Annotated in this window: 21 protein-coding genes; 15 read left to right on the top strand and 6 right to left on the bottom strand. The window is 55.8% G+C overall.

The features are described from left to right. Nucleotides 1–304: 304 nt before the first annotated feature. Nucleotides 305–1,486, top strand: coding sequence for a sugar efflux transporter SetB (gene setB, locus ACWKXT_RS09030; RefSeq protein ID WP_454532240.1), 1,182 nt, complete (start codon nucleotides 305–307; stop codon nucleotides 1,484–1,486). Here setB and ACWKXT_RS09025 read toward each other — a convergent pair. Continuing rightward, a complete protein-coding gene (locus ACWKXT_RS09025; protein WP_080328602.1) occupies nucleotides 1,483–1,737 on the bottom strand; it encodes a YkgJ family cysteine cluster protein in 255 nt (84 codons plus the stop codon). The two genes, setB and ACWKXT_RS09025, sit on opposite strands and share 4 nt — an antisense overlap. Before the next feature lie 162 nt (nucleotides 1,738–1,899). Here ACWKXT_RS09025 and yeiP point away from each other — a divergent pair, with 162 nt between their 5' ends. Further along, nucleotides 1,900–2,472, top strand: coding sequence for an elongation factor P-like protein YeiP (gene yeiP, locus ACWKXT_RS09020; RefSeq protein ID WP_008500940.1), 573 nt, complete (start codon nucleotides 1,900–1,902; stop codon nucleotides 2,470–2,472). 45 nt (nucleotides 2,473–2,517) lie between these two features. Here yeiP and uxuA read toward each other — a convergent pair whose 3' ends face one another. Continuing rightward, nucleotides 2,518–3,708, bottom strand: coding sequence for a mannonate dehydratase (gene uxuA / locus ACWKXT_RS09015; protein WP_454532239.1), 1,191 nt, complete (start codon nucleotides 3,706–3,708; stop codon nucleotides 2,518–2,520). A gap of 205 nt (nucleotides 3,709–3,913) precedes the next feature. On the opposite strand from uxuA, the gene ACWKXT_RS09010 reads away from it, so the two are divergent. The 9 genes from ACWKXT_RS09010 (at nucleotide 3,914) to yejF (ending at nucleotide 15,502) form a co-directional block, all read left to right on the top strand. Continuing rightward, nucleotides 3,914–5,380: a mannitol dehydrogenase family protein gene (locus ACWKXT_RS09010; protein WP_454532238.1), complete on the top strand. Its 1,467-nt coding sequence runs from the start codon at nucleotides 3,914–3,916 to the stop codon at nucleotides 5,378–5,380. 121 nt (nucleotides 5,381–5,501) lie between these two features. Continuing rightward, nucleotides 5,502–6,488, top strand: a complete 987-nt coding sequence (locus ACWKXT_RS09005; RefSeq protein WP_454528495.1) for a CobW family GTP-binding protein — start codon at nucleotides 5,502–5,504, stop codon at nucleotides 6,486–6,488. A 33-nt stretch (nucleotides 6,489–6,521) separates the two neighbouring features. Beyond that, on the top strand, nucleotides 6,522–7,235 hold the full coding sequence (locus tag ACWKXT_RS09000; RefSeq protein ID WP_454528494.1) for a phosphatase PAP2 family protein: 714 nt from the start codon (nucleotides 6,522–6,524) through the stop codon (nucleotides 7,233–7,235). Nucleotides 7,236–7,650: 415 nt separating this feature from the next. Next, a complete protein-coding gene (gene mepS / locus ACWKXT_RS08995) occupies nucleotides 7,651–8,220 on the top strand; it encodes a bifunctional murein DD-endopeptidase/murein LD-carboxypeptidase (RefSeq protein ID WP_028013877.1) in 570 nt (189 codons plus the stop codon). A gap of 125 nt (nucleotides 8,221–8,345) precedes the next feature. Next, complete coding sequence (locus tag ACWKXT_RS08990; RefSeq protein ID WP_454528493.1) at nucleotides 8,346–9,902, top strand: cyclic di-GMP phosphodiesterase; 1,557 nt, start codon at nucleotides 8,346–8,348, stop codon at nucleotides 9,900–9,902. A 74-nt stretch (nucleotides 9,903–9,976) separates the two neighbouring features. After that, nucleotides 9,977–11,782, top strand: coding sequence for an extracellular solute-binding protein (locus ACWKXT_RS08985; RefSeq protein WP_454528492.1), 1,806 nt, complete (start codon nucleotides 9,977–9,979; stop codon nucleotides 11,780–11,782). 9 nt (nucleotides 11,783–11,791) lie between these two features. After that, a complete protein-coding gene (locus ACWKXT_RS08980; protein WP_454528491.1) occupies nucleotides 11,792–12,886 on the top strand; it encodes a microcin C ABC transporter permease YejB in 1,095 nt (364 codons plus the stop codon). Beyond that, complete coding sequence (locus ACWKXT_RS08975) at nucleotides 12,886–13,911, top strand: ABC transporter permease (RefSeq protein ID WP_454532237.1); 1,026 nt, start codon at nucleotides 12,886–12,888, stop codon at nucleotides 13,909–13,911. Before ACWKXT_RS08980 ends, ACWKXT_RS08975 begins: the two co-directional genes overlap by 1 nt. Nucleotide 13,912: 1 nt before the next feature. Continuing rightward, nucleotides 13,913–15,502, top strand: coding sequence for a microcin C ABC transporter ATP-binding protein YejF (gene yejF, locus ACWKXT_RS08970; RefSeq protein WP_454532236.1), 1,590 nt, complete (start codon nucleotides 13,913–13,915; stop codon nucleotides 15,500–15,502). A 3-nt stretch (nucleotides 15,503–15,505) separates the two neighbouring features. On the opposite strand, the gene ACWKXT_RS08965 is transcribed toward yejF, so the two are convergent. The 3 genes from ACWKXT_RS08965 to rsuA all read right to left on the bottom strand — a co-directional run bounded on the left by ACWKXT_RS08965 (nucleotide 15,506) and on the right by rsuA (nucleotide 18,049). Next, nucleotides 15,506–15,850, bottom strand: a complete 345-nt coding sequence (locus tag ACWKXT_RS08965) for a YejG family protein (protein WP_028013883.1) — start codon at nucleotides 15,848–15,850, stop codon at nucleotides 15,506–15,508. Between the two features lie 279 nt (nucleotides 15,851–16,129). Further along, nucleotides 16,130–17,326 carry a Bcr/CflA family multidrug efflux MFS transporter gene (locus ACWKXT_RS08960; protein WP_454528488.1) on the bottom strand — a complete coding sequence of 399 codons (1,197 nt, stop codon included), beginning with the start codon at nucleotides 17,324–17,326 and terminating at the stop codon, nucleotides 16,130–16,132. A 15-nt stretch (nucleotides 17,327–17,341) separates the two neighbouring features. Beyond that, a complete protein-coding gene (gene rsuA / locus ACWKXT_RS08955) occupies nucleotides 17,342–18,049 on the bottom strand; it encodes a 16S rRNA pseudouridine(516) synthase RsuA (RefSeq protein WP_454528487.1) in 708 nt (235 codons plus the stop codon). A 152-nt stretch (nucleotides 18,050–18,201) separates the two neighbouring features. On the opposite strand from rsuA, the gene ACWKXT_RS08950 reads away from it, so the two are divergent. Both ACWKXT_RS08950 and rplY read left to right on the top strand, forming a co-directional pair. Beyond that, the gene (locus tag ACWKXT_RS08950) at nucleotides 18,202–19,962 is read left to right on the top strand and encodes a DEAD/DEAH box helicase (RefSeq protein ID WP_454532235.1); all 1,761 of its coding nucleotides are present in this window, start codon (nucleotides 18,202–18,204) and stop codon (nucleotides 19,960–19,962) included. Nucleotides 19,963–20,086: 124 nt separating this feature from the next. Then, nucleotides 20,087–20,371 (top strand): 50S ribosomal protein L25, encoded by a 285-nt coding sequence (gene rplY, locus ACWKXT_RS08945; RefSeq protein ID WP_080328590.1) that lies wholly within the window; start codon nucleotides 20,087–20,089, stop codon nucleotides 20,369–20,371. A gap of 51 nt (nucleotides 20,372–20,422) precedes the next feature. Here rplY and yejK read toward each other — a convergent pair whose 3' ends face one another. Beyond that, nucleotides 20,423–21,430, bottom strand: a complete 1,008-nt coding sequence (gene yejK / locus ACWKXT_RS08940; RefSeq protein WP_032641831.1) for a nucleoid-associated protein YejK — start codon at nucleotides 21,428–21,430, stop codon at nucleotides 20,423–20,425. Between the two features lie 134 nt (nucleotides 21,431–21,564). On the opposite strand from yejK, the gene ACWKXT_RS08935 reads away from it, so the two are divergent. Beyond that, on the top strand, nucleotides 21,565–21,792 hold the full coding sequence (locus ACWKXT_RS08935; protein ID WP_014884596.1) for a YejL family protein: 228 nt from the start codon (nucleotides 21,565–21,567) through the stop codon (nucleotides 21,790–21,792). A 19-nt stretch (nucleotides 21,793–21,811) separates the two neighbouring features. Then, entirely contained in the window at nucleotides 21,812–23,572 is a 1,761-nt protein-coding gene (gene yejM / locus ACWKXT_RS08930; protein WP_454528485.1) for an LPS biosynthesis-modulating metalloenzyme YejM, read from the top strand. The last annotated feature ends 36 nt before the right edge of the window (nucleotides 23,573–23,608 follow it).

Raw genomic sequence — 23,608 nt, 5'->3', positions numbered from 1 at the left:
AGCCTGCTCCGTTTGTTAAAACAAGATAGCGCTGAAACGTTTCAAAAAGTCTTGCGCTTTCTGCAATGTCTTGCAAGTAAACTCGTATTTCCGATATCAGAATTTAGAGATACAGCACATTTCTTCTGCGCTCAGCTGAATTTTGCTGAAGTTCAGCAAACCAGTTTCAGCTAAGTTCAGCCATGAGGATCACAAGTTGAAATGCCATTTTGATTTTTCGTGGCGTAATTGACTTCACCCACTGTTTATTTTTTAGCTCTCGGCGTAAACTCCGCCCCTCTCTGTTACTCGCTAATTATAAAACATGCATAACACCCCTGCGGCCACCTCGCCGAAGCCCTTTGACCTGACGTCAACGGCGTTCCTGATTGTTGCCTTCTTCACGGGCATCGCCGGTGCGTTACAAACCCCGACGCTGAGCCTGTTCCTGACTAACGAAGTTCACGCCCGTCCGGCGATGGTTGGCTTCTTTTTTACCGGGAGCGCCATCATCGGTATTCTCGTCAGCCAGTTTCTGGCCGGTCGATCCGACCGAAAAGGCGATCGTAAAAGCCTGATCGTATTCTGCTGTCTGCTGGGGGTGCTGGCCTGCGTCCTGTTTGCATGGAACCGTAACTATTTCGTTCTGCTGTTCGTCGGGGTTTTTCTGAGCAGCTTTGGCTCAACCGCCAACCCGCAGCTGTTTGCCCTCGCCCGCGAGCATGCCGACCATACCGGGCGGGAAGCAGTAATGTTCAGCTCGATACTGCGCGCCCAGGTGTCGCTGGCATGGGTGATTGGCCCGCCGCTGGCCTACGCGCTGGCGATGGGGTTTGGCTTTACGGTGATGTACCTGAGCGCGGCGGTCGCGTTTGTGGCGTGCGGCGCGCTGGTGTGGTGCTTTCTGCCATCCATGCGCAAAGAGCCCAAAGTGGCAACGGGCGTGCTGGAAGCCCCGCGCCGTAACCGCCGCGACGCCCTGCTGCTGTTTGTTATCTGCACGCTGATGTGGGGCACCAACAGCCTGTATATCATCAACATGCCGCTGTTTATTATTGATGAACTGCATCTGCCGGAGAAGCTGGCGGGGATCATGATGGGGACGGCCGCGGGCCTTGAGATCCCAACCATGCTGATCGCAGGCTATTATGCGAAGCGTTTCGGCAAGCGTTTTTTGATGCGCATCGCGGCCGTCGCCGGGCTGCTGTTCTATATCGGCATGCTGACGGTGCATACGCCAGCCCTGCTTCTTGCTTTACAGCTGCTGAACGCCGTATATATCGGCATTCTGGCCGGGATTGGCATGCTCTACTTCCAGGATCTGATGCCGGGCCAGGCAGGCTCTGCGACCACCCTTTATACGAATACCACCCGCGTGGGCTGGATTATCGCGGGCTCAATGGCCGGTGTCGTTGCTGAAATCTGGAACTATCACACGGTGTTCTGGATTGCGCTGGTGATGTGTACGCTGACGATTGGCTGTCTGGCGAGAATTAAAGACGTTTAAGGTGCGGTGAGCGCTTCCAGTTCCAGCAGCCAGGTGATTGCCTGCGCGCGCGTGCTGCCGCACATTTCGGCCGAGGGCTGAAGCCCTGAACAGACCTTCGGGCGCAGGGGTGACTCAAAGATCATACACAGGTTGGATTCAGAGAGCTGAACACAGCGGGTATTGGCGGGCTTGCCCTCCGGCATACCTGGAATGGGGCTTGAAATGGACGGAGCGGTACAGCACGCGCCGCAATCTGGACGACAATCCATACATGCTCTCTCAGTGACGAACGCCCGTACAGTCGGGCATCGCGCGCACAGTAACACCTTTTGCGTATTGATAGCAAAAGCCACGAATTCCTCTTGCCTGAAAGGCCGCGCGCGAGTAATTTGGCGCGATATTTTTTACCTCCCGTAGACAGGATTACTGCAATGCCAAGAGCGAACGAAATTAAGAAAGGTATGGTACTGAATTACAACGGCAAACTGCTGATTGTGAAAGATATCGACATTCAGGCACCAAGCGCCCGTGGTGCAGCGACGCTGTACAAAATGCGTTTCGCCGATGTGCGTACCGGCCTGAAGGTGGAAGAACGTTTTAAAGGTGACGATATCGTTGATACCGTGACCCTGACCCGTCGCTATGTTGATTTCTCTTACATCGACGGCAACGAGTACGTTTTCATGGATAAAGAAGATTACACCCCGTACATCTTCACCAAAGATCAGATCGAAGAAGAGCTGCTGTTCATTCCTGAAGGCGGAATGCCAGACATGCAGGTGCTGACCTGGGACGGCGTGCTGCTGGCGCTGGAACTGCCGCAGACCGTGGATCTGGAAATCGTTGAAACCGCGCCGGGCATCAAAGGCGCGTCGGCCAGTGCGCGCAACAAACCAGCGACCCTGACCACCGGGCTGGTTGTGCAGGTGCCGGAATACCTCTCCGCGGGCGAGAAGATCCGCATCCATATTGAAGAAAAACGCTATATGGGTCGTGCTGACTGATTATGGCATTTGTCGGGTGGCGGCTTCGCCACCCGACAATTCCGGTTACAGAAGTTCCGGATACTTCGTCATCTTCAGCGCCAGTTCAACGCCGCGCACTTCCGCCATCCCTTTAAGACGGCCAATGGCCGAATAGCCCGGGTTGGTTTTCTTACGCAGATCGTCCAGCATCTGGTGTCCGTGATCCGGACGGAACGGAATAGGACGCACATCGCCCGCCTGCTTACGGCGCGCCTCTTCCGCCAGAATGGCGTCTACCACCGCCACCATATTCACATCGCCGCCCAGGTGCGCCGCCTCGTGGAAGGTTTTAGGATTCGCTTCGCGGCAGGTCGCACGCAGGTGCGTGAAGTGAATGCGATCGCCAAAGGTTTCAATCATCCGCACCAGGTCGTTATCCGCGCGCACTCCGTAAGAGCCGGTACACATGGTAAAGCCGTTATAGATGCTGTTTACCGTCTCTTTCAGCCACTGCATATCTTCGAGGGTGGAAACAATACGCGGCAGGCCGAGAATAGGACGCGGTGGATCGTCCGGGTGCACCGCCAGACGTACCCCCGCTTCTTCCGCAACCGGCACGATAGCGCGCAGGAAATATGCCATGTTCTCACGCAGCTGGTTCTTATCAATATTTCCGTATTCCGCCAGACGTGCGCGGAACTGATCCAGCGTGTACCCCTCTTCCGCCCCCGGAAGACCAGCAATGATATTGCGGGTCAGCTTTTCAATGTCCGCTTCACTGGCGGCATTAAACCATTCAAGCGCCTGCTGCTGCTCTTCAGCGGTATAATCCGCTTCGGCGCCCGGGCGTTTCAGAATGTGCAGCTCAAACGCCGCAAAGGCAATCTGGTCAAAACGCAGCGCTTTCGAGCCGTCCGGCATCTGATATTCCAGGTCGGTACGCGTCCAGTCCAGAATCGGCATGAAGTTATAGCAGACCGTATCAATGCCGCAGGCCGCCAGGTTGCGAATGCTCTGCTGGTAGTTTGCAATCCAGGTCTGGTATTCCCCGGTGTGTGTTTTGATATCTTCGTGAACCGGAATGCTTTCCACGACAGACCAGGTCAGTCCCTTCTCTGCCAGCAGCGCCTGACGCTGTTGAATCTCCTCAACCGGCCAGACCTGGCCGTTAGGAATGTGATGCAGCGCCGTGACGACACCCGTTGCGCCAGCCTGACGCACATCATCAAGAGAAACCGGATCGTTCGGCCCGTACCAACGCCAGGTTTGTTCCATTGCCTCATCCTCTCAAGTTGTTATACCAATATGGGTAACTGCAATGACGACTACCATACATGTTTACCGGAAAGGGTCAACACACCGCCACGCATTGATTGATCAAACTCACAGAACGGGGATATTTACGGCTCACCAATTTTATTTGCTGTCATATAACTTTACACTGGCATTGTTAATTAATGGTTAATCAGGTGTGTATTTCATGAAGACAATTGCCTCCACCTCGCTCCCTGCCCATGTTCAGCTCCCTCGCTACGATCGCCAGCAGCTGCGCTCCCGCATCGTCCATTTTGGCTTCGGTGCGTTTCACCGCGCGCACCAGGCATTGTTAACAAACCGGGTGCTGAATGAAAAAGGCGGCGACTGGGGGATCTGTGAAATAAGCCTGTTCAGCGGCGATGTGTTGATGAGCCAGCTGCGCGCGCAGGACCACCTGTTCACCGTGCTGGAGAAAGGCGCTGAAGGAAATCAACCGATTATTATCGGCGCCGTACATGAATGTCTGAATGCAAAGCTGGACTCTCTGCCCGCCATAATTGAGAAGTTTTGCGAACCTCAGGTGGCGATTGTGTCGCTCACCATTACGGAGAAAGGCTACTGCATCGATCCCGCGACCGGTAAGCTTGATCTGCAAAACGCCCGGATCCTTCACGACCTCGAAAATCCTTCTGAACCGCATTCCGCCCCGGGGATCCTGGTCGAAGCTCTTCATCGCCGCCGCGAGCGTGGCTTACCTGCATTTACCGTGCTTTCCTGTGACAATATCCCGGACAACGGCCACGTGGTGAAAAATGCGGTGCTCGGTATGGCGCACAAGCGTTCCCCGGCGCTGGCGGAGTGGATCGAAGGTCACGTGAGTTTTCCGGGAACGATGGTCGACAGAATTGTTCCCGCCGCGACGGAGACCTCGCTTGCGGAAATCGCCGACGCGCTCGGCGTTAACGATCCGTGCGCCATCAGCTCCGAGCCGTTTATTCAATGGGTAGTGGAAGATAATTTTGTCGCCGGGCGTCCGGAGTGGGAAGTGGCGGGCGTTCAGATGGTGCAGGACGTTCTGCCGTGGGAGCAGATGAAATTACGCATGCTCAACGGCAGCCACTCTTTCCTGGCGTATCTGGGGTATCTCGCCGGATACGCACATATTAATGAATGCATGGAGGACGCCACCTTCCGCGAAGCCGCCCGGCGGTTAATGCTGAATGAACAGGCGCCCACGCTGCGCATAAAGGATGTCGACCTGACGGCTTACGCCGACAGCCTGATTGAGCGTTTTGCTAACCCGACGCTGCAGCACCGTACCTGGCAAATCGCGATGGACGGTAGCCAGAAACTGCCGCAGCGGATGCTGGATGGGATCCGCGTTCACCTTGAGCGCAAAACCGCATGGCCGCTGCTGGCGCTGGGCGTCGCCGGCTGGATACGCTATGTCAGCGGGTCCGACGAACGCGGCAACGCGATTGACGTTCGCGATCCCCTCAGCGATAAAATCCGCACGAGTGTCGAGGCCAGCAGCGACGCCGACCGCGTTAGCGCGCTGCTGGGGCTGAGCGAGGTCTTTGGTCACGATCTCGCGCAAAATCGCGTTTTCGTTGAGGCTGTCAGCCAGGCCTACCAGCGCATATCCCGCCGCGGGGCACGTCAGGCTGTTATTGAAACGTTAAATCTTTAGCGATTATTGCGCTTAATGCGAACGGATATCGCCTCCGTTCGCCCTCCCCCTTCTCATTGCGCCCGTTTTTCGCCAGGATAAGAGAAAAGTGTTATAGCATCACAATTCTCCCGGAGCGCACGTGACCAAAACCAACCTCATCACCGGTTTTCTCGGCAGCGGTAAAACCACCTCTATTCTTCATCTGCTGGCGAATAAAGACCCCGCCGAGAAATGGGCCGTGCTGGTCAATGAATTCGGCGAAGTGGGCATTGATGGCGCGTTACTGTCATCCAGCGGCGCGATGATTAAAGAGATCCCTGGCGGATGCATGTGCTGCGTAAACGGCCTGCCTATGCAGGTGGGGCTGAATACGCTGCTGCGTCAGGGCAAACCGGACCGCCTGCTGATTGAACCCACCGGTCTGGGTCACCCGAAGCAGATCCTCGATTTACTGACCGCGCCGGTTTACGAGCCGTGGATCGATCTGCGCGCCACCCTCTGCCTGCTCGATCCGCGTCAGCTTCTGGATGAAAAAGCGGTGGCCAATGAGAACTTCCGCGATCAGCTCGCCGCAGCAGACGTGATCGTCGCCAATAAAGACGATCGCGCCACGGCGGAAAGCCAGGCCGCGCTGGATGCCTGGTGGCAACATTTCGGCGGCAACCGGACGCGGGTGCAGGCCACCCAGGGGAACATTGATATCGCCCTGCTCGATCTCCCCCGCCTGAACCTGGCTGAACTGCCGGCCAGCGCGGAGCATGCGCATCAACATCCTCCAAAGCAGGGTCTGGCTGCGCTTAGCCTGCCCGAACACCAGCGCTGGCGTCGGAATCTGAACAGCGGCCAGGGGTATCAGGCCTGCGGTTGGATCTTCGACGCCGATACCGTTTTCGACACCATTGGCATCCTTGAGTGGGCGAGGCTTGCGCCGGTCGATCGCGTGAAGGGGATCATGCGCACCCCTGACGGACTGGTGCGGATCAACCGCCAGGGCGACGATTTCTTTATCGAAACGCAAAACGTCGCGCCGCCTGACAGCCGAATAGAGTTAATTAGTGCGGTTAACGCCGACTGGAATGCCCTGCAGACCAGCCTGTTGAGGATTCGTTTAAGTTCGGGCGGCTAACGTTGCCCCAGTTTTCCTTCTATGCTGAACGTTATGACAACTCGATTTCCCCTGATACTACTGCTTAATGTCGCCGGTCTGGCGCTTTTCTTCTCCTGGTATATCCCGGTGAATCACGGTTTCTGGTTCCCGCTGGATTCAGCCCTGTTCCATTTCTTCAACCAGGGGCTGGTGAAGAGTGACGCCTTCCTGTGGCTGGTCGCGATCACCAATAACCGCGCCTTTGACGGTTTTTCCCTGCTGGCCATGGGCTGTCTGATGCTCTCTTTCTGGCTCAGAGAGGATGTCACGGGGCGCCGTCGCATCCTGATTATCGGTCTGGTGATGCTTCTGGCTGCGGTGGTTATTAATCAGCTGGCGCAACATCTGATGCCGGTAAAGCGCGCCAGCCCTTCGCTCTCTTTCCCGAATATCTATCGCGTGAGTGAACTGCTGCATATTCCAACAAAAGATGCCTCGAAAGACAGTTTCCCGGGCGATCACGGCATGATGCTGCTCATTTTCGCCGGTTTTATGCTCCGCTATTTCGGCAAGAAGGCCTTTGCTATCGCCCTTCTTATTGTGGTGATATTTGCATTCCCGCGCGTGATGATTGGCGCGCACTGGCTGACGGATATTGTCGTGGGTTCGCTTTCCGCCGTGCTGATTGGTCTGCCGTGGGTTCTGATGACGCCTTTGAGCGATCGCCTAATTACCGTTTTCGATCGCTATCTTCCGCGTAGAAAGCAACAAAAATTGAACAAATAAATACCGTTTTTTAACGTAAACTATCGGGGATCATCGCGATCCCTGATAATGCCCTTCCTGCGATCTTTCTGCGCTGTCATATTCTTGTCATCACATTCATGATAAAAATGAAGCAATTGCACGATTACGCGGCGGATCTGCCGCTATTTTGTGCAATGACAAATTTTTACTTCCTGTATCACAATTTCTTATAAAAAAAAGGTTCTTTTTACTCGCATTAGCCCTGGCAATCGGTTAATCTCGAACTCGTTTTGCCCCATGGAGATAATTATTTCGATGGTGAATAATTTTGTGCGCTGCGCCACAAATGTCACCAGAAACAATTGTCTCAATGTGAACAGATAATTAGTCTCGTCACGTTTGGCATTTTTATAACGATATTTGTCGTTAAGGACTTCAAGGGAAAATAAACAAAATGGTCAAATCTCAACCGTTTCTGAGATATATCTTACGGGGGATCCCGGCGATAGCAGTCGCGGTACTGTTATCTGCATGTAGTACATCGAACACCGCAAAGAATATGCATCCTGAGACGCGTGTTGTGGGAATGGAAGATTCCTCGTCACTGCAAGCCTCTCAGGATGAATTTGAAAATATGGTACGTAATCTGGACGTGAAGTCCCGCATTATGGACCAGTATGCTGACTGGAAAGGCGTGCGTTACCGTCTTGGCGGCAGCACCAAAAAAGGCATTGATTGTTCCGGTTTTGTACAGCGTACGTTCCGTGAGCAATTTGGGTTAGATCTTCCGCGTTCGACCTACGAACAGCAGGAGATGGGCAAGTCGATTTCACGTACCAAACTCCGCACCGGTGATTTAGTGCTGTTCCGTGCAGGTTCGACGGGTCGACATGTGGGCATTTACATTGGTAATGACCAGTTTGTACATGCCTCCACCAGCAGCGGTGTGACCATTTCCAGCATGAACGAACCGTACTGGAAGAAGCGTTACAACGAAGCGCGTCGCGTACTGACCCGCAGTTAATATGATAATTGTATCGTTGGTTATCCCTTGGCTGGCGATACAATAAAAAAGCACTGCTTCGGCGGTGTTTTTTTTTGCCCGTTACACTGAATACATCCAGCGGCATTTCAGGAATCACGACGTTTATGCTCACCCGCTACTTCTCCAGTCATCGCAAAATACTGATCCTCAGCATTATTACCGGCCTGATCACTGCCCTGCTCCTGGGTTCACTGCAATTTTTCTGGAGCTACCACAAGCGGGAAGTCCGGTTCGATACGCTGATCATGGATGTGCGCATCTACATGGAGAGCTATTTTGACGAGCTGAAAGCCTCCATCGACGTGCTCCAGCCGCTGACGCTCAATAATTGCGCAGACGTTAACGCAGAGCTTACCTCGCGCGCGGCCTTCAGCCTCAACGTGCGCGCCTTCCTGCTGGTCAGGGACAAAATGGCCTTTTGCTCGTCAGCCACCGGGCCACTGAATGCTCCGATGGAGGAGCTCATACCCGGGCTGCACATCAACAAGCAGGTGGATATCGCCCTGCTGCCCGGTACGCCCATGCTGCCCAATAAGCCCGCGATTGCCATCTGGTATCGTAATCCGCTCGTAAAGGACGGTGGCGTATTCACCTCAGTGAATCTCAACCTGACGCCGTACCTGCTTTATACCGCGCGCCAGGACGAATTTGCAGGCATAGCGATCGTCATCGGCGACAACGCGTTATCCACCACCTCAAGCACCCTCGTCAAAACGAAGGATTTACAGGAAACGCCTGCGCGCACCGCGACGCTCAAAAACGTTCCTCTGACCATCAACCTGTACGCCGAGGAGTGGACGAGCGATGAGATACTTTACGCCCTGTTCTTCGGGCTGGTGTGCGGCATTGCGGCAGGGTCGCTTAACTTTTACATCCTCACGACACGTCTCAATCCGGGCAAAGAAATTCTGAGCGCCATTAAGCGCGGCCAGTTCTACGTGGTTTATCAGCCCGTGGTGGATACCGAAACCCTTCAGATGCGCGGTGTCGAAGTTCTGATGCGCTGGAAACACCCGACAATGGGAGAGATCCCGCCGGACGCCTTTATCAATTTTGCCGAAGCGCAAAAGCTGATTGTTCCGCTGACGCTGCATCTTTTTGATCTCATCATTCGCGATGCGCCGGTGTTACAGACCGTGCTCCCGCCAGGTGCAAAACTGGGCATCAATATCGCACCGGGACATTTGCATGCGGAAAGCTTCAAAGACGATATGCGCACCTTCAAGGCCCTGCTGCCGCCTGATTATTTCCAGATCGTACTGGAAATTACCGAGCGCGACATGGTTAACCATCGGGAAGCCAATAGCCTCTTCGAATGGCTGCACAACGAGGGGTTTGAAGTTGCCATTGATGATTTCGGCACCGGCCACAGCGCGCTGATTTATCTTGAACATTTCACCATGGACTACCTGAAAATCGACCGTGGTTTTGTCAACGCCATTGGCACAGAAACCGTGACCTCCCCGGTGCTGGATGCTGTACTGACGCTGGCAAGAAGGCTGAATATGTCTACCGTTGCGGAAGGGGTGGAGACGCCGGAACAGGCAGCCTGGCTGCGCGAACATGGGGTTAATTTCCTGCAGGGATACTGGATTAGTCGCCCGATGCCGCTGGAGCAGTTCCGTACGTGGCAAAATACGCTGTCGCCTGACGGTGAATAATTTCACATTGCCCGTGGCGTCACTTATTATTCAGCTTAACTGAGCCGGTCTGTAAAAGAGGGAGCCGCCGCGAGATGTTAATGCGCTTTATGTTGCTTTGGTTGGCAGTAGTAAGCCTGTCCAGCCAGGCGCAAACCATAAAAGAGAACATCGCGTTCGCCGTGATTGGCGAGCCCAAATACGCGGTCAACTTCACGCACTTTGATTACGTCAATCCTGCCGCCCCGAAAGGTGGAAAGGTCACGCTCTCCGCGACGGGAACGTTCGACAACTTTAACCGCTTCGCCCTGCGCGGCGTGGCGGCGGCGCGAACGGAATCACTTTACGATACGCTTTTTGTCACGTCGGATGATGAACCCGGCAGCTACTATCCGCTCATTGCCGACAACGTGCGCTACGCGGATAACTTTTCCTGGGCCGAAATCACGCTAAATCCCCGCGCCCGTTTTCACGACGGCACACCAGTCAAGGCCAGCGACGTGGCCTTTACGTTTCACAAATTCATGACCGAAGGCGTACCTCAGTTCCGTATTGTGTATAAAGGCACGACGGTACGCGCCATTGCGCCACTTACCGTGCGAATTGAGCTGAGCGAACCGAACAAAGAGAACATGCTCAGCCTGTTCTCGCTGCCGGTTATGCCTGAATCGTTCTGGAAAAACCATAAGTTAAGCGACCCGCTCTCCACGCCGCCGCTGGCCGGTGGCCCTTACCGCATTACCGACTGGCGCATGGGGCAGTACGTGGTCTATTCCCGTGTGAAAGACTACTGGGCGGCAAACCTGCCGGTCAACCGCGGGCGCTGGAATTTCGACACCCTTCGCTATGACTACTACCTTGACGATAACGTGGCATTTGAAGCCTTCAAGGCTGGCGCCTTCGATTTGCGCGTGGAGAACAGTGCCAAAAACTGGGCGACCCGCTATATCGGTAAAAATTTCGCTAAAGGCTACATCGTAAAAGACGAGCACAAAAACGAATCTGCCCAGGACACGCGCTGGCTGGCATTTAACATCCAGCGCCCGGTATTTACCGACCGCCGCGTTCGGGAAGCGATTTCCCTGGCCTTTGATTTTGAATGGATGAACAAAGCGCTGTTTTACGGGGCCTACAGCCGGGCGAACAGCTATTTCCAGAACACCGAATATGCCGCACGTGATTACCCGAAAGCCGATGAGCTGGTCCTGCTGGCACCGCTGAAAGCGGAAGTGCCGCCGGAAGTGTTTACCACGGTGTTTCAACCGCCTGCCTCAAACGGTGACGGCTACGACCGGGACAACCTGCTGAAAGCCAGCAAGCTGCTGGATGAAGCGGGCTGGCACCTGAAAAATCAAAAGCGTGTGGATGCCAAAACGGGCAAGCCCCTCAGCTTTGAACTGCTGCTCTCCTCCGGTGGTAACGATCAGTGGGTGCTCCCGTTTAAGCATAACCTTGCGCGGCTGGGGATCACCATGAATATTCGTCAGGTCGATAACGCGCAGATCACCAACCGCATGCGCAGCCGCGATTACGACATGATGCAGCGCCTGTGGCCCGCGCAGCCGTGGCCCAGCTCGGACCTGCAAATCTCCTGGGCCTCCAGCTACATCGACTCTTCGTACAATGCGCCAGGCGTAAAAAGCCCGGCGATTGATGCGTTGATTGCGAAAATTGTGGCGGCGCAGGGCGATAAAGACAAACTCCTGCCGCTCGGGCGCGCGCTCGACAGGGTGTTAACCTGGAATTATTACATGCTGCCGATGTGGTATATGGGCGAAGACCGCCTTGCGCGCTGGGATAAATTCTCCGTGCCTGCGGTGCGCCCTGTCTATTCGCTGGGCTTTGACACCTGGTGGTATGACGTTAATAAAGCCGCCAGACTTCCCGCTGAGCGGCGATAAGGAATTTTCATGGGTGCCTATCTGATCCGCCGGCTCCTGCTGGTCATCCCCACGCTGTGGGCCATCATCACCATTAACTTTTTTATTGTGCAAATTGCCCCGGGCGGCCCGGTCGATCAGGCGATTGCTGCCATCGAGTTTGGCAACAGCGGCGGCATGCCCGGCGGCGGCGGAGAAGGCATGGGTGCCAGCCATGCGCGCACCGGCGTGGGGAATATCAGTGAAAGCCATTACCGCGGCGGGCGCGGGCTGGATCCGGAGGTGATCGCCGAGATCACCCACCGCTACGGTTTTGATAAGCCTATTCACGAGCGCTATTTCAAGATGCTCTGGGATTATATCCGCTTTGATTTTGGCGATAGCCTGTTTCGCAGTGCATCTGTGTTAACGTTGATCAAGCAAAGCCTGCCGGTTTCAGTCACGCTGGGGCTGTGGGGGACGCTGATTATCTATCTGGTCTCTATTCCGCTCGGGATCCGCAAGGCGGTTTATAACGGCAGCCGCTTCGATATGTGGAGCAGCACCTTTATTATCATTGGCTATGCTATCCCGGCGTTTCTGTTTGCCGTTCTGCTGATTGTCTTCTTTGCCGGAGGCAGCTATTTCGACATCTTCCCGCTGCGAGGGCTGGTCTCCGCCGATTTCAGCACGCTGCCATGGTATCAGAAAATCACCGATTATCTCTGGCATATCACGCTGCCGGTTCTGGCAACGGTAATCGGCGGGTTCGCCGCCCTGACCATGTTGACCAAAAACGCCTTTCTCGATGAAATCCGCAAGCAGTATGTCGTCACCGCCCGCGCCAAAGGGGTCAGCGAAAAGCAGATCATGTGGAAACACGTTTTCCGCAACGCCATGCTGCTGGTGATTGCCGGATTTCCGGCCACGTTCATCAGTATGTTTTTTACCGGCTCGCTGCTGATTGAGGTGATGTTCTCGCTCAACGGTCTGGGCCTGCTGGGCTACGAAGCCACCGTGTCGCGCGATTATCCGGTGATGTTCGGCACACTCTATATTTTCACCCTGATTGGCCTGCTGCTGAATATCATCAGCGATATCAGCTATACGCTGGTCGATCCCCGAATTGATTTTGAGGGCCGCTGATGCCGCGTTTAAGCCCCGTCAACCAGGCCCGCTGGGCCCGTTTTCGTCACAACCGCCGCGGTTACTGGTCGCTGTGGATTTTTGCCGTTCTGTTTGTCCTGAGCATGTGTTCGGAGCTGATCGCCAACGACAAACCGTTGCTGGTGCACTTTAACGACCGCTGGTACGTGCCGGTGCTGGCTAACTACAGTGAAAGCGATTTCGGCGGCCCGTTTGCGACACCGGCGGAGTATCAGGATCCGTGGCTGCGCCAGCAGATAGAACAGCACGGCTGGGCTCTCTGGGCGCCGGTGCGCTTTGGCGCCAACAGCATTAACTTCGCGACCACAACCCCCTTCCCTTCTCCGCCCTCTGCGCAAAACTGGCTGGGGACGGACGCCAACGGCGGCGACGTGCTGGCGCGCATCCTTTACGGCACGCGAATTTCGATTCTTTTTGGGCTGATGCTGACTCTCTTCTCCAGCGTGATGGGCGTGGTGGCTGGCGCCGTTCAGGGTTACTACGGCGGAAAAATTGACCTGTGGGGGCAGCGTATTATTGAAGTCTGGTCCGGTATGCCAACGCTGTTTCTGATCATTCTGCTTTCCAGCGTGGTACAGCCGGGCTTCTGGTGGCTGCTGGGCATCACCGTTCTGTTCGGCTGGATGGCGCTGGTGGGCGTGGTGCGCGCGGAGTTTCTGCGCACCCGTAACTTCGACTATATTCGCGCCGCGCAGGCGCTCGGGGTGAGCGACTGGGGGATCATCTTCCGCCATATGCTGCCAAACGCCGTGGTGGCGACCCTCACCTTCCTGCCGTTTATTTTGTGCAGCTCCATCACCACCCTCACCTCGCTGGACTTTCTGGGCTTCGGCCTGCCGCTGGGCTCACCGTCGCTCGGCGAACTGCTGCTGCAGGGCAAGAATAATCTGCAGGCGCCGTGGCTGGGTATCACCGCCTTCCTTTCCGTGGCGGTGCTGCTTTCGCTGCTGATTTTTATTGGCGAAGCCGTGCGCGATGCCTTCGATCCCAACAAGGCGGTATAAAATGACGCAGCCTCTTCTCAGTATTGAAAACCTGTCGATTGCCTTCTCGAAGCAGGGTGAGTCGCGGACCGTGGTCACTGACCTGTCGCTGCAGATCCAGCGCGGTGAAACGCTGGCGCTGGTGGGGGAATCCGGCTCAGGCAAGAGCGTCTCGGCGCTCTCCATTTTGCGTCTGCTGCCCTCCCCGCCCGTGAGTTATCCGCAAGGGGATATTCTGTTCCACGACCGTTCGCTGCTGCACGCTGATGAACATACCCTGCGCGGTATTCGCGGCAATAAGATTGCTATGATCTTTCAGGAGCCCATGGTTTCCCTTAACCCGCTGCATACCCTGGAAAAACAGCTCTATGAAGTGCTCTCTCTGCACCGGGGTATGCGCAAAGAGGCCGCGCGAGGCGAAATTCTGGATTGTCTGGAACGAACAGGCATACGCAATGCGGCTAAACGGCTGAATGATTTTCCGCATCAGCTTTCTGGCGGTGAACGTCAGCGGGTGATGATAGCCATGGCCCTGCTCACGCGCCCCGAACTGTTAATTGCCGACGAACCAACGACGGCGCTGGACGTGACGGTACAAGCGCAAATTCTGACGCTATTGCGTGAGTTGCGTGACGAGCTGAACATGAGCCTGCTGTTTATCACGCACAACCTGAGCATCGTCAGAAAGCTGGCCGACAGCGTCGCGGTCATGCAAAACGGACGGTGCGTTGAACAGAATACCGCCTCCACGCTGCTGAACGCGCCGCAGCATCCCTATACGCAGCGCCTGCTCGACAGCGAGCCTTCTGGAGACCCGGTTCCGCTCGCGGCTGACAGCACACCGCTGCTGCGCGTTGAAGATTTATCCGTCTCGTTCCCAATCCGTAAAGGCGTTCTGCGGCGCATCGTTGACCAGAACCCGGTGCTGAAAAATATCCGCTTCTCGCTGCGCCCGGGGGAATCCCTGGGGCTGGTGGGCGAATCTGGTTCCGGTAAAAGCACCACCGGCCTGGCGCTGCTGCGCTTAATTGCCTCTCAGGGCGAGATCCTGTTTGATGATATGCCGCTGCACCGCTGGAACCGCCGCCAGATGCTGCCCGTTCGCCCGCGCATGCAGGTGGTGTTTCAGGATCCCAACTCCTCGCTTAACCCGCGCCTCAGCGTGTTACAGATTATCGAAGAGGGTCTGCGCGTTCACCAGGCTGGACTGAGCGCACAACAGCGGGAACAGGAGGTCATGCGGGTGATGGCGGAAGTGGGCTTAGATCCCGACACCCGCCACCGATATCCTGCGGAATTTTCCGGCGGCCAGCGCCAGCGTATCGCCATTGCCCGCGCGCTGATCCTGAAACCGGAGCTGATTATTCTGGATGAACCGACCTCGTCTCTGGACAGAACCGTCCAGGCGCAGATCCTGGCGCTACTGAAAGGGCTACAGGAAAAGCACCGGCTGGCCTATATCTTTATCAGCCATGATCTTCAGGTGGTTCGGGCGCTATGCCATCAGGTGATTGTGTTGCGGCAGGGTGAGGTGGTCGAACAGGGTGATTGCCAGCGCGTCTTTACTGCGCCAACGCAGAACTACACGCGCCAGCTGCTGGCGGCAGACTAGCGCTTAAAACGGGTACTGGCCGGAGAAAGGCTCAGCAATCGCAACGCCGAAGTTTTTCAGGCGGCAGGTCGCGGCAAACTCGTCCTGGCTTTTGACAAACAGGCACGGCTCCCCTTCACACTCCAGTACGGAGCTGTCCACTTCGATATCCGTCAGGGCCTGGCTGAGACGCTCCATCACCCGCCATGCATTTTCATCGCTCGGGCTCAGCAGCTTGAGCGCCACCAGGCAATTCTCACAGCCTGCGACGCTTTGCGGAATCGGTTCAACTTTCGAACCTGCAAAACCCGCCGACCAGCGATAGCTCTGGGGCAAGCGATGGACAATGGAGAGTTGTAATGTATTCACGTTCGTTCCCCGGAAGCAAAATTTACTTCACAATTTATTTACATTTATAGTAACACATCATCGCCAACCTGCACTATTCAGCGCTTTTTTATCGGTATTCAGGCTCGCGTCGGCGCTATATGTACCCGTTTCTGCGATCTAACTCAACCTTTTTGAATACAATGATGTGACTTTTTACATAAATAGATTTTACATAAAATAAACAAACACGGGATAAACGAACGAGGGTTTGGTTGATATGCGTCAACAAAAAAGGCCCTGCCGGGCCTTCTCTGTGTTTTAGTGGGCCGCTTTTCGCGGTCGACTGGCGTAAAGGCAGAAGAGTACAGAGCTGGTTGCGCAAAAAGCCATCGCCCACAGCATTGGCCAGGCCGTGCTGAATGTCGCCATAGACAGCAGCGCCCCGACGATGGCGCCAATCCCAAAGCGGAAAGTTCCAGCCAGTGACGAAGCGGTCCCCGCCATGTGCGGGAACTCATCGAGGATCACCGCCATTGCATTTGACGAGATCATCGACACGCAGCCAACAAAGGCCGCCACGCCGATCACCAGCGCCCAGAAGCCCACGTCCAGGAACGCGCTCACCACCAGCCAGACCGCCATCACAAACTGGATCCACAGCCCGGCGCGGAACATGTTCAGCGCCCCCACCCGCCGGACAAAGCGGCTGTTAATGATGGTCAGCACAAACAGGAAGACAATATTGAGCGCAAAGTAATAGCCAAAGTGCTGCGGCGAAACGTGGTTCAGTTCAATATAGACAAACGGCCCGGCGCTCAGGAAGGAGAACATCCCGGCGAAGCTGAACCCGCTCGCCAGCATGTAGCTCAACACCCGCTTATGGCGAAACAGCGACGCGAAGTTGCCTATCGTGGTTCGAATATGAAATTTCTGGCGGCGCTCGACGGGCAAGGTTTCATCAATAAAGAAGAAAATCATTGCCGAGGCCAGCAGCGCGGCCAGCGCCAGGATCCAGAAAATCGCGTGCCAGCTAAACCACACCAGCACCGCACCACCGGCCATCGGTGCCACCAGCGGCGCAATTGTCGTCACCAGCATGACAAACGACATCATGCGGGAGAACTCTTCTTTCGGGTAGATATCACGCATCAGCGCGTTGATCACCACGCTCGCGGCAGCGGCGGCCAGCCCGTGCAGGAAGCGCATGACGATCAGCTGATCGATACTCTGCGCCAGCGCACAGGCGACCGCTGCGGCCGCAAAGACCAGCGTCCCGCCCAGAATCACCGGCTTACGCCCCAGGCTGTCCGCCATCGGGCCATACAACAGCTGTCCGAGCGCGAAACCGAGAATATAGGTGCTGAGCGTCATCTGCGCGCTGCCTGCCGGTACGCCAAACTGCGCGGAAATCACCGGCAGCGCAGGCAGATACATGTCAATAGACAGCGGCATCAACATCGCCAGCAGGCCAAGAATGAAGACGATTTTGAACGACGAGTGTGGCCTGGTGGTCACAGGGTTCTCCTGAAATTAATGCGAAGGCAGACCGACGCTGGCGATCTCTTCTTCCGTCAGCGGGCGGTATTCACCGGGCGCCAGGTCGGGATCGAGGGCGATCGCGCCGATACGTTCACGGTGCAGGCCCACGACGTGGTTCCCCACGGCGGCAAACATCCGTTTGACCTGATGGTAGCGCCCTTCGCTGATGGTCAGACGGACCTCCGTCGGGGTGATCACTTCAAGCACCGCCGGTTTGGTCAGATCTTTTTCATTATGCAGCTGAACGCCTTTTGCGAATTGCTCTGCCGTGTCATCAGAAACCGGTGACTCCAGCGTGACCAGATAGGTTTTCTCGCAGTGGTGACGCGGGGAAGTGATGCGATGAGACCACTGTCCGTCGTCGGTCATCAGCACCAGCCCGGTGGTGTCGATGTCGAGGCGCCCCGCAGCGTGCAGCTTGTGCGCTACCGGCTCGTCGAGGAAATAGAGCACCGTTGGGTGATCCGGATCGTCCGTTGAGCAGACATAGCCTTCCGGCTTATTAAGCATGAAATAGCGCGGACCGTGCTGCTGGGTCAGCGGATTACCGTCGTACTCAACCTGATGATCGGGCTGGAGTTTGAACGCGCTGTCTCTCACAATCTCGCCGTCCACGGTAACGCGGTTGGCACGAATTTCGCGCCCGGCAATAGCGCGGCTTACGCCGAGTTGCTGAGCGATAAACTTATCAAGTCGCATGAAATCTTTTTAGCCTTAATGGTGCTGGAAGTCGGACCGTGCGTCCGAAAAAAGAAGCGGTCAGGAACGGTTCAGTATAATGGTCTGGTTGCGCCACTCAAGGGAAAAAGTTTCGTGGCATACTATACGCGGAATAACGAAACCGAGACCCCATGACTTTTACACTTCGTCCCTATCAGCAGGAAGCCGTCGACGCCACCCTCGCCTGGTTCCGTAAACACCGCGAGCCAGCGGCGATTGTGCTGCCGACCGGCGCAGGCAAAAGCCTGGTCATCGCCGAGCTGGCCCGCCTGGCGCGCGGTCGCGTGCTGGTGCTGGCTCACGTCAAAGAGCTGGTGGCGCAAAACCATGCCAAATATTGCGCGCTTGGACTGGAGGCCGACATTTTTGCCGCCGGGTTAAAGCGTAAAGAGAGCCACGGCAAAGTGGTCTTCGGCAGCGTGCAGTCGGTTGCACGTAATCTGGACCTGTTTCGCAGCGAGTTTTCGCTGCTGATTGTTGATGAGTGCCACCGCATCAGCGATGAAGACGACAGCCAGTATCAGCAAATCCTCACTCACCTGAAAGAGGTGAACCCTCACTTACGCCTGCTCGGCCTGACCGCCACGCCGTTTCGTCTGGGTAAAGGCTGGATCTACCGTTTTCACTATCACGGCATGGTGCGCGGCGATGAGAAGGCGCTGTTCAGCGACTGTATCTATGAACTTCCGCTGCGCTACATGATTAAGCACGGCTACCTGACCCCGCCAGAGCGGCTGGATATGCCGGTAGTGCAATATGATTTCAGCCGCTTACAGGCGCAGAGCAACGGATTATTCAGCGAGGCCGATCTTAATCAGGAGCTGAAAAAGCAAAAGCGCATTACGCCGCACATCATCAGCCAGATTGAGGAATTTGCCGCGACGCGCAAAGGGGTGATGATCTTTGCCGCGACCGTCGAGCACGCGCGTGAGATCACCGGATTGCTGCCCGCCGACGACGCGGCGCTGATCACCGGCGAAACGCCCGGCCCGGAGCGCGACAGGCTGATTGAAGCGTTCAAAGCGCAGCAGTTTCGCTATCTGGTCAACGTCTCGGTCTTAACCACCGGATTTGACGCCCCGCACGTCGACCTGATTGCGATTTTGCGCCCGACGGAATCCGTCAGCCTGTATCAGCAGATTGTCGGACGCGGACTACGCCTGGCGCCGGGCAAAACCGACTGCCTGATACTGGATTATGCCGGTAACCCGCACGATCTCTACTCCCCGGAAGTGGGCGCGCCAAAAGGCAAAAGCGACAACGTGCCGGTGCAGGTTTTCTGCCCGGCCTGCGGGTTTGCCAACACCTTCTGGGGAAAAACCACCGCCGACGGCACGCTGATTGAACACTTCGGCCGCCGCTGCCAGGGCTGGTTTGAAGATGATGACGGGCATCGCGAGCAGTGCGATTTCCGTTTCCGCTTCAAAAACTGTCCGCAGTGCAACGCCGAAAATGACATTGCCGCCCGCCGCTGCCGTGAGTGCGACACGGTACTGGTCGACCCGGACGACATGCTGAAAGCGGCGCTGAAGCTGAAGGATGCGCTGGTGCTGCGCTGTTCCGGCATGGCGCTGCAGCCCAGCGCGGATGAAAAAGGCGAGTGGCTGAAAATTACCTATTACGACGAAGATGGCGCTGACGTCAGCGAACGGTTCCGGGTCCAGACGCCTGCCCAGCGCACGGCTTTTGAGCAGCTGTTTATCCGCCCACATACCCGCACGCCGGGCGTTCCGCTGCGCTGGATAACCGTAGCGGATATCGTGCATCAGCAGGTGCTGCTGCGCCATCCGGATTTTGTTGTCGCCCGAAAAAAAGGTCAGTTCTGGCAGGTTCGCGAAAAGGTCTTTGACTATGAAGGACGCTTCCGCCGGGCAAATGAATTGCGCGGTTAGCGGACTTTTCATTGATGTGAGGGGCATTTGAGTATAAAATGCCGCCCGCTTCACATCCGTGAGGCAGAACACTCACCTGCTGCTGGGTCGCCTGTAGTAGGGTTTTAAATACAGAGAGAAATCAATGTTCACTATCGAAGCAGAAGTACGTAACGTGCAGGGTAAGGGTGCGAGCCGCCGCCTGCGTAACGCTAACAAGTTCCCGGCTATCGTTTACGGTGGCGAAGCTGCTCCAGTTTCTATCGAACTGGATCACGACAAAGTGTGGAACCTGCAGACCAAAGCTGAATTCTACAGCGAAGTTCTGACCATCGTTGTTGGCGGTAAAGAAGAAAAAGTGAAGGTTCAGGCTGTTCAGCGTCACGCGTTCAAGCCAAAACTGACTCACATCGACTTCGTTCGCGCGTAATCGCAAACCTGTCGAGAAAAACCCCGCTTCGGCGGGGTTTTTTTATGGCTGCTATTTACCGCCAGACGTGCGACGCTGAAGCTGATCGCGCAGGTTCGGCGGCGTGCCTTTGATGGTCAGCGTATCGGTAGCCGGATCCCAGAAGATGCGTTCCCCCAGCAGCATGGCGTCGAAGTTGATGGTTAGCCCACCGCCGCTGCCGGCAAACTTAGTGAGCTGGCGCAGCGTACTGCGATCCGCCGGGAAGCTCTCCTCAAGTTCATAGCCCTTCTCTGCGGTGAATTCCTGGAAGCTGACCTCGCTGACGCCCGCCAGCTCTTTTGACAGCGACTCCAGTTCAATCTCTTCGCCGGCCTGCAGCTGCTCGTTACAGTAGCTGTAAACCTGCTGACGCACGGTCTGACGCTCGGATTTATCGAGCTGCGCTTCCGCCGTGAAGTCATCAACGGCCTGCAGCAGTCCTTTGTTCTGCGCTTTGGCGTTCAGGCCTTCGCTGGCGCCGAGGAAGTCCATAAAGAAATCCGCCACTTTGCGGCCCACGCGCCCTTTCAGGAAGGTCAGGTAGCGAGTCGACTCCGGGTTGGTTTCCCACTCGGTTAAATCAATGCGCGCCACGATATCCGCATGGTTGATATCCAGATAGTGCGTTGAGCTGATATCCAGCTGCTCGTTCACGCGCATGCTGCTTAAGTTATTCAGCACGCTCACCAGCAGATACTCGACCGCCAGGTAGCGATAGTGGCAGAACAGGACGATACCGCCGTCGGCGAAGGGATATTTCGCCAGCTCGTCGCGCAGACGCCCGGTTGCGGCACGGCTAAACGCCAGGAAATCCTCTTCGCCCTGACGCTGCAGGCGCAGGCTGTCAGCCAGCTCACTCTCTTCGCTGAACAGGCCATAGGCTTTATTTTTGGCGCTGTAGACGCGATGCAGCTCTGCCATCATTTCCACAACGGTTGCCGTGGGTTCCAGTAACGAATCGCGTAGCACCACTTCAAGGGTTTGCTCATCACGCTTGATAAGCTGGTGCAAGGCAATCTGGTTGATTTCCAGACTCATGATAAACTCTCCTTTTAGACCGGGCGGTATTCAACCACCACCAGGACATGTGTGCAACAACAGATAAAAAAGGGGAAAAAAAGCTGTTGCTACGGTAATATGTTGCCCTTTCATCAACAAACTGATTTTGATTTATGCCACAACATTCCCGCTACAGTGATGAACACGTTGAACAATTGCTCAGTGAGCTGGTCAACGTACTGGAAAAACATAAAACGCCGACCGATCTCTCCCTGATGGTTTTGGGAAATATGGTCACCAACCTTATCAACACCAGCGTTGCTCCGGCTCAGCGTCAGGCGATCGCCAAATCTTTCGCCCAGGCCTTACAGTCATCCGTCAGCAACGACCAGGCCCATTAAGGGAAACGAACAACAGTTTATGGTGACGAATCGTCAGCGCTACCGTGAAAAAGTCTCCCAGATGGTCAGCTGGGGACACTGGTTTGCCCTGTTTAACATTCTGTTAGCGACGGTGATTGGCTGTCGTTATCTGTTTGTCGCAGACTGGCCAACAACGCTAACCGGGCGTGTCTACTCCTGGATGAGCGTTGTGGGTCACTTTAGCTTTTTGGTATTCGCCACCTATTTGCTGATCCTTTTCCCTCTGACGTTTATCGTCATGTCGCAGCGTCTGATGCGGTTCCTTTCCGCTATCCTTGCGACAACAGGAATGACGCTGCTGCTTATCGACAGTGAAGTGTTCACCCGCTTCCACCTGCACCTTAACCCCATCGTCTGGGAACTGGTGATTAACCCTGATCAGAACGAAACGGCCCGCGACTGGCAGCTCATGTTCATCAGCGTCCCGGTGATCCTGTTGATTGAGATGCTGTTTGCCACCTGGAGCTGGCAAAAGCTCCGCAGCCTGACCCGACGCCGCCATTACGCGAAGCCCGTCGCCGCGCTCTTTTTTGTCTCATTTATCAGTTCGCACATCATGTATATCTGGGCGGATGCGAACTTCTATCGCCCGATCACCATGCAGCGCGCTAACCTGCCGCTCTCTTACCCGATGACGGCCCGTCGTTTCCTGGAGAAACACGGTCTGCTTGATGCGCAGGAGTTTCAGCGCCGTCTGGTAGAACAGGGGAATCCGGAAGCGGTCAGCGTTCAGTATCCACTGAGCGATCTGCGCTATCGCGATATGGGTCGCGGACAAAACGTCCTGCTGATCACCGTTGATGGCCTCAACTATTCTCGTTACGAGAAGCAGATGCCTGCGCTGGCTGATTTTGCCAGCAAGAACGTGTCGTTTACCCAGCATATGAGTTCCGGTAACTCAACGGATGCAGGTATTTTTGGCCTGTTCTATGGAATTTCTGCCGGTTACATGGATGGCGTACTGTCAGCCCGTATTCCTGCGGCGCTGATCACCGGGCTTAATCAGCAGGGCTACCAGTTAGGGCTGTTCTCATCGGACGGTTTCAACAGTTCACTGTACCGCCAGGCGCTGCTCTCTGATTTCTCACTGCCTGCCGCGCAGAGCCAGTCTGATACCCAGACCGCAAACCAGTGGATTAACTGGCTGCAGCGCTACGCGCAGGAAGATAACCGCTGGTTCTCGTGGGTGGCCTTTAACGGCACAACACTCGGCGACAGCAACCAGGCTGGCTTTGCACGCCGCTACAGCCGCGCGGCCAGTGATGTCGACGCGCAAATTGGCCGCGTGCTTGATGCACTACGCGAATCCGGCAAGCTTGATAACACCGTCGTGATTGTGACCGCGGGCCATGGCGTGCCGCTAGGCGACGAGACGAAGAGCATGAGCTGGTCACGTCCGAACCTGCACGTCCCGCTGGTGATCCACTGGCCTGGCACCCCAGCGCAGCGCGTTAACATGCTTACCGAGCATAAAGACGTGATGACGACCCTGATGCAGCGCCTGCTGCATGTCAGCACGCCAGCAAACGAGTATTCGCAGGGGCAGGATCTCTTCAGCGCCACGCGCCGCCATAACTGGGTGACGGCAGCGGGGGGTAACACGCTGGTGGTGACCACGCCGAAGCTGACGCTGGTGCTGAACAGCAACGGGAACTATCAGACCTATAATCTGCAGGGCGAGCGGTTGAAAGACCAGAAACCGCAGTTGAGCCTGCTGCTGCAGGTCCTGACGGATGAGAAGCGTTTTATCGCTAACTGATTAATAATAAACCAGTTAGCGACAGATTCCCTTGCA

The organism is Enterobacter sp. UPMP701, assembly GCF_053709515.1.
The sequence above is the reverse complement of the archived record's forward strand: the minus strand, read 5'-3'. Positions and strand labels throughout refer to the sequence as shown.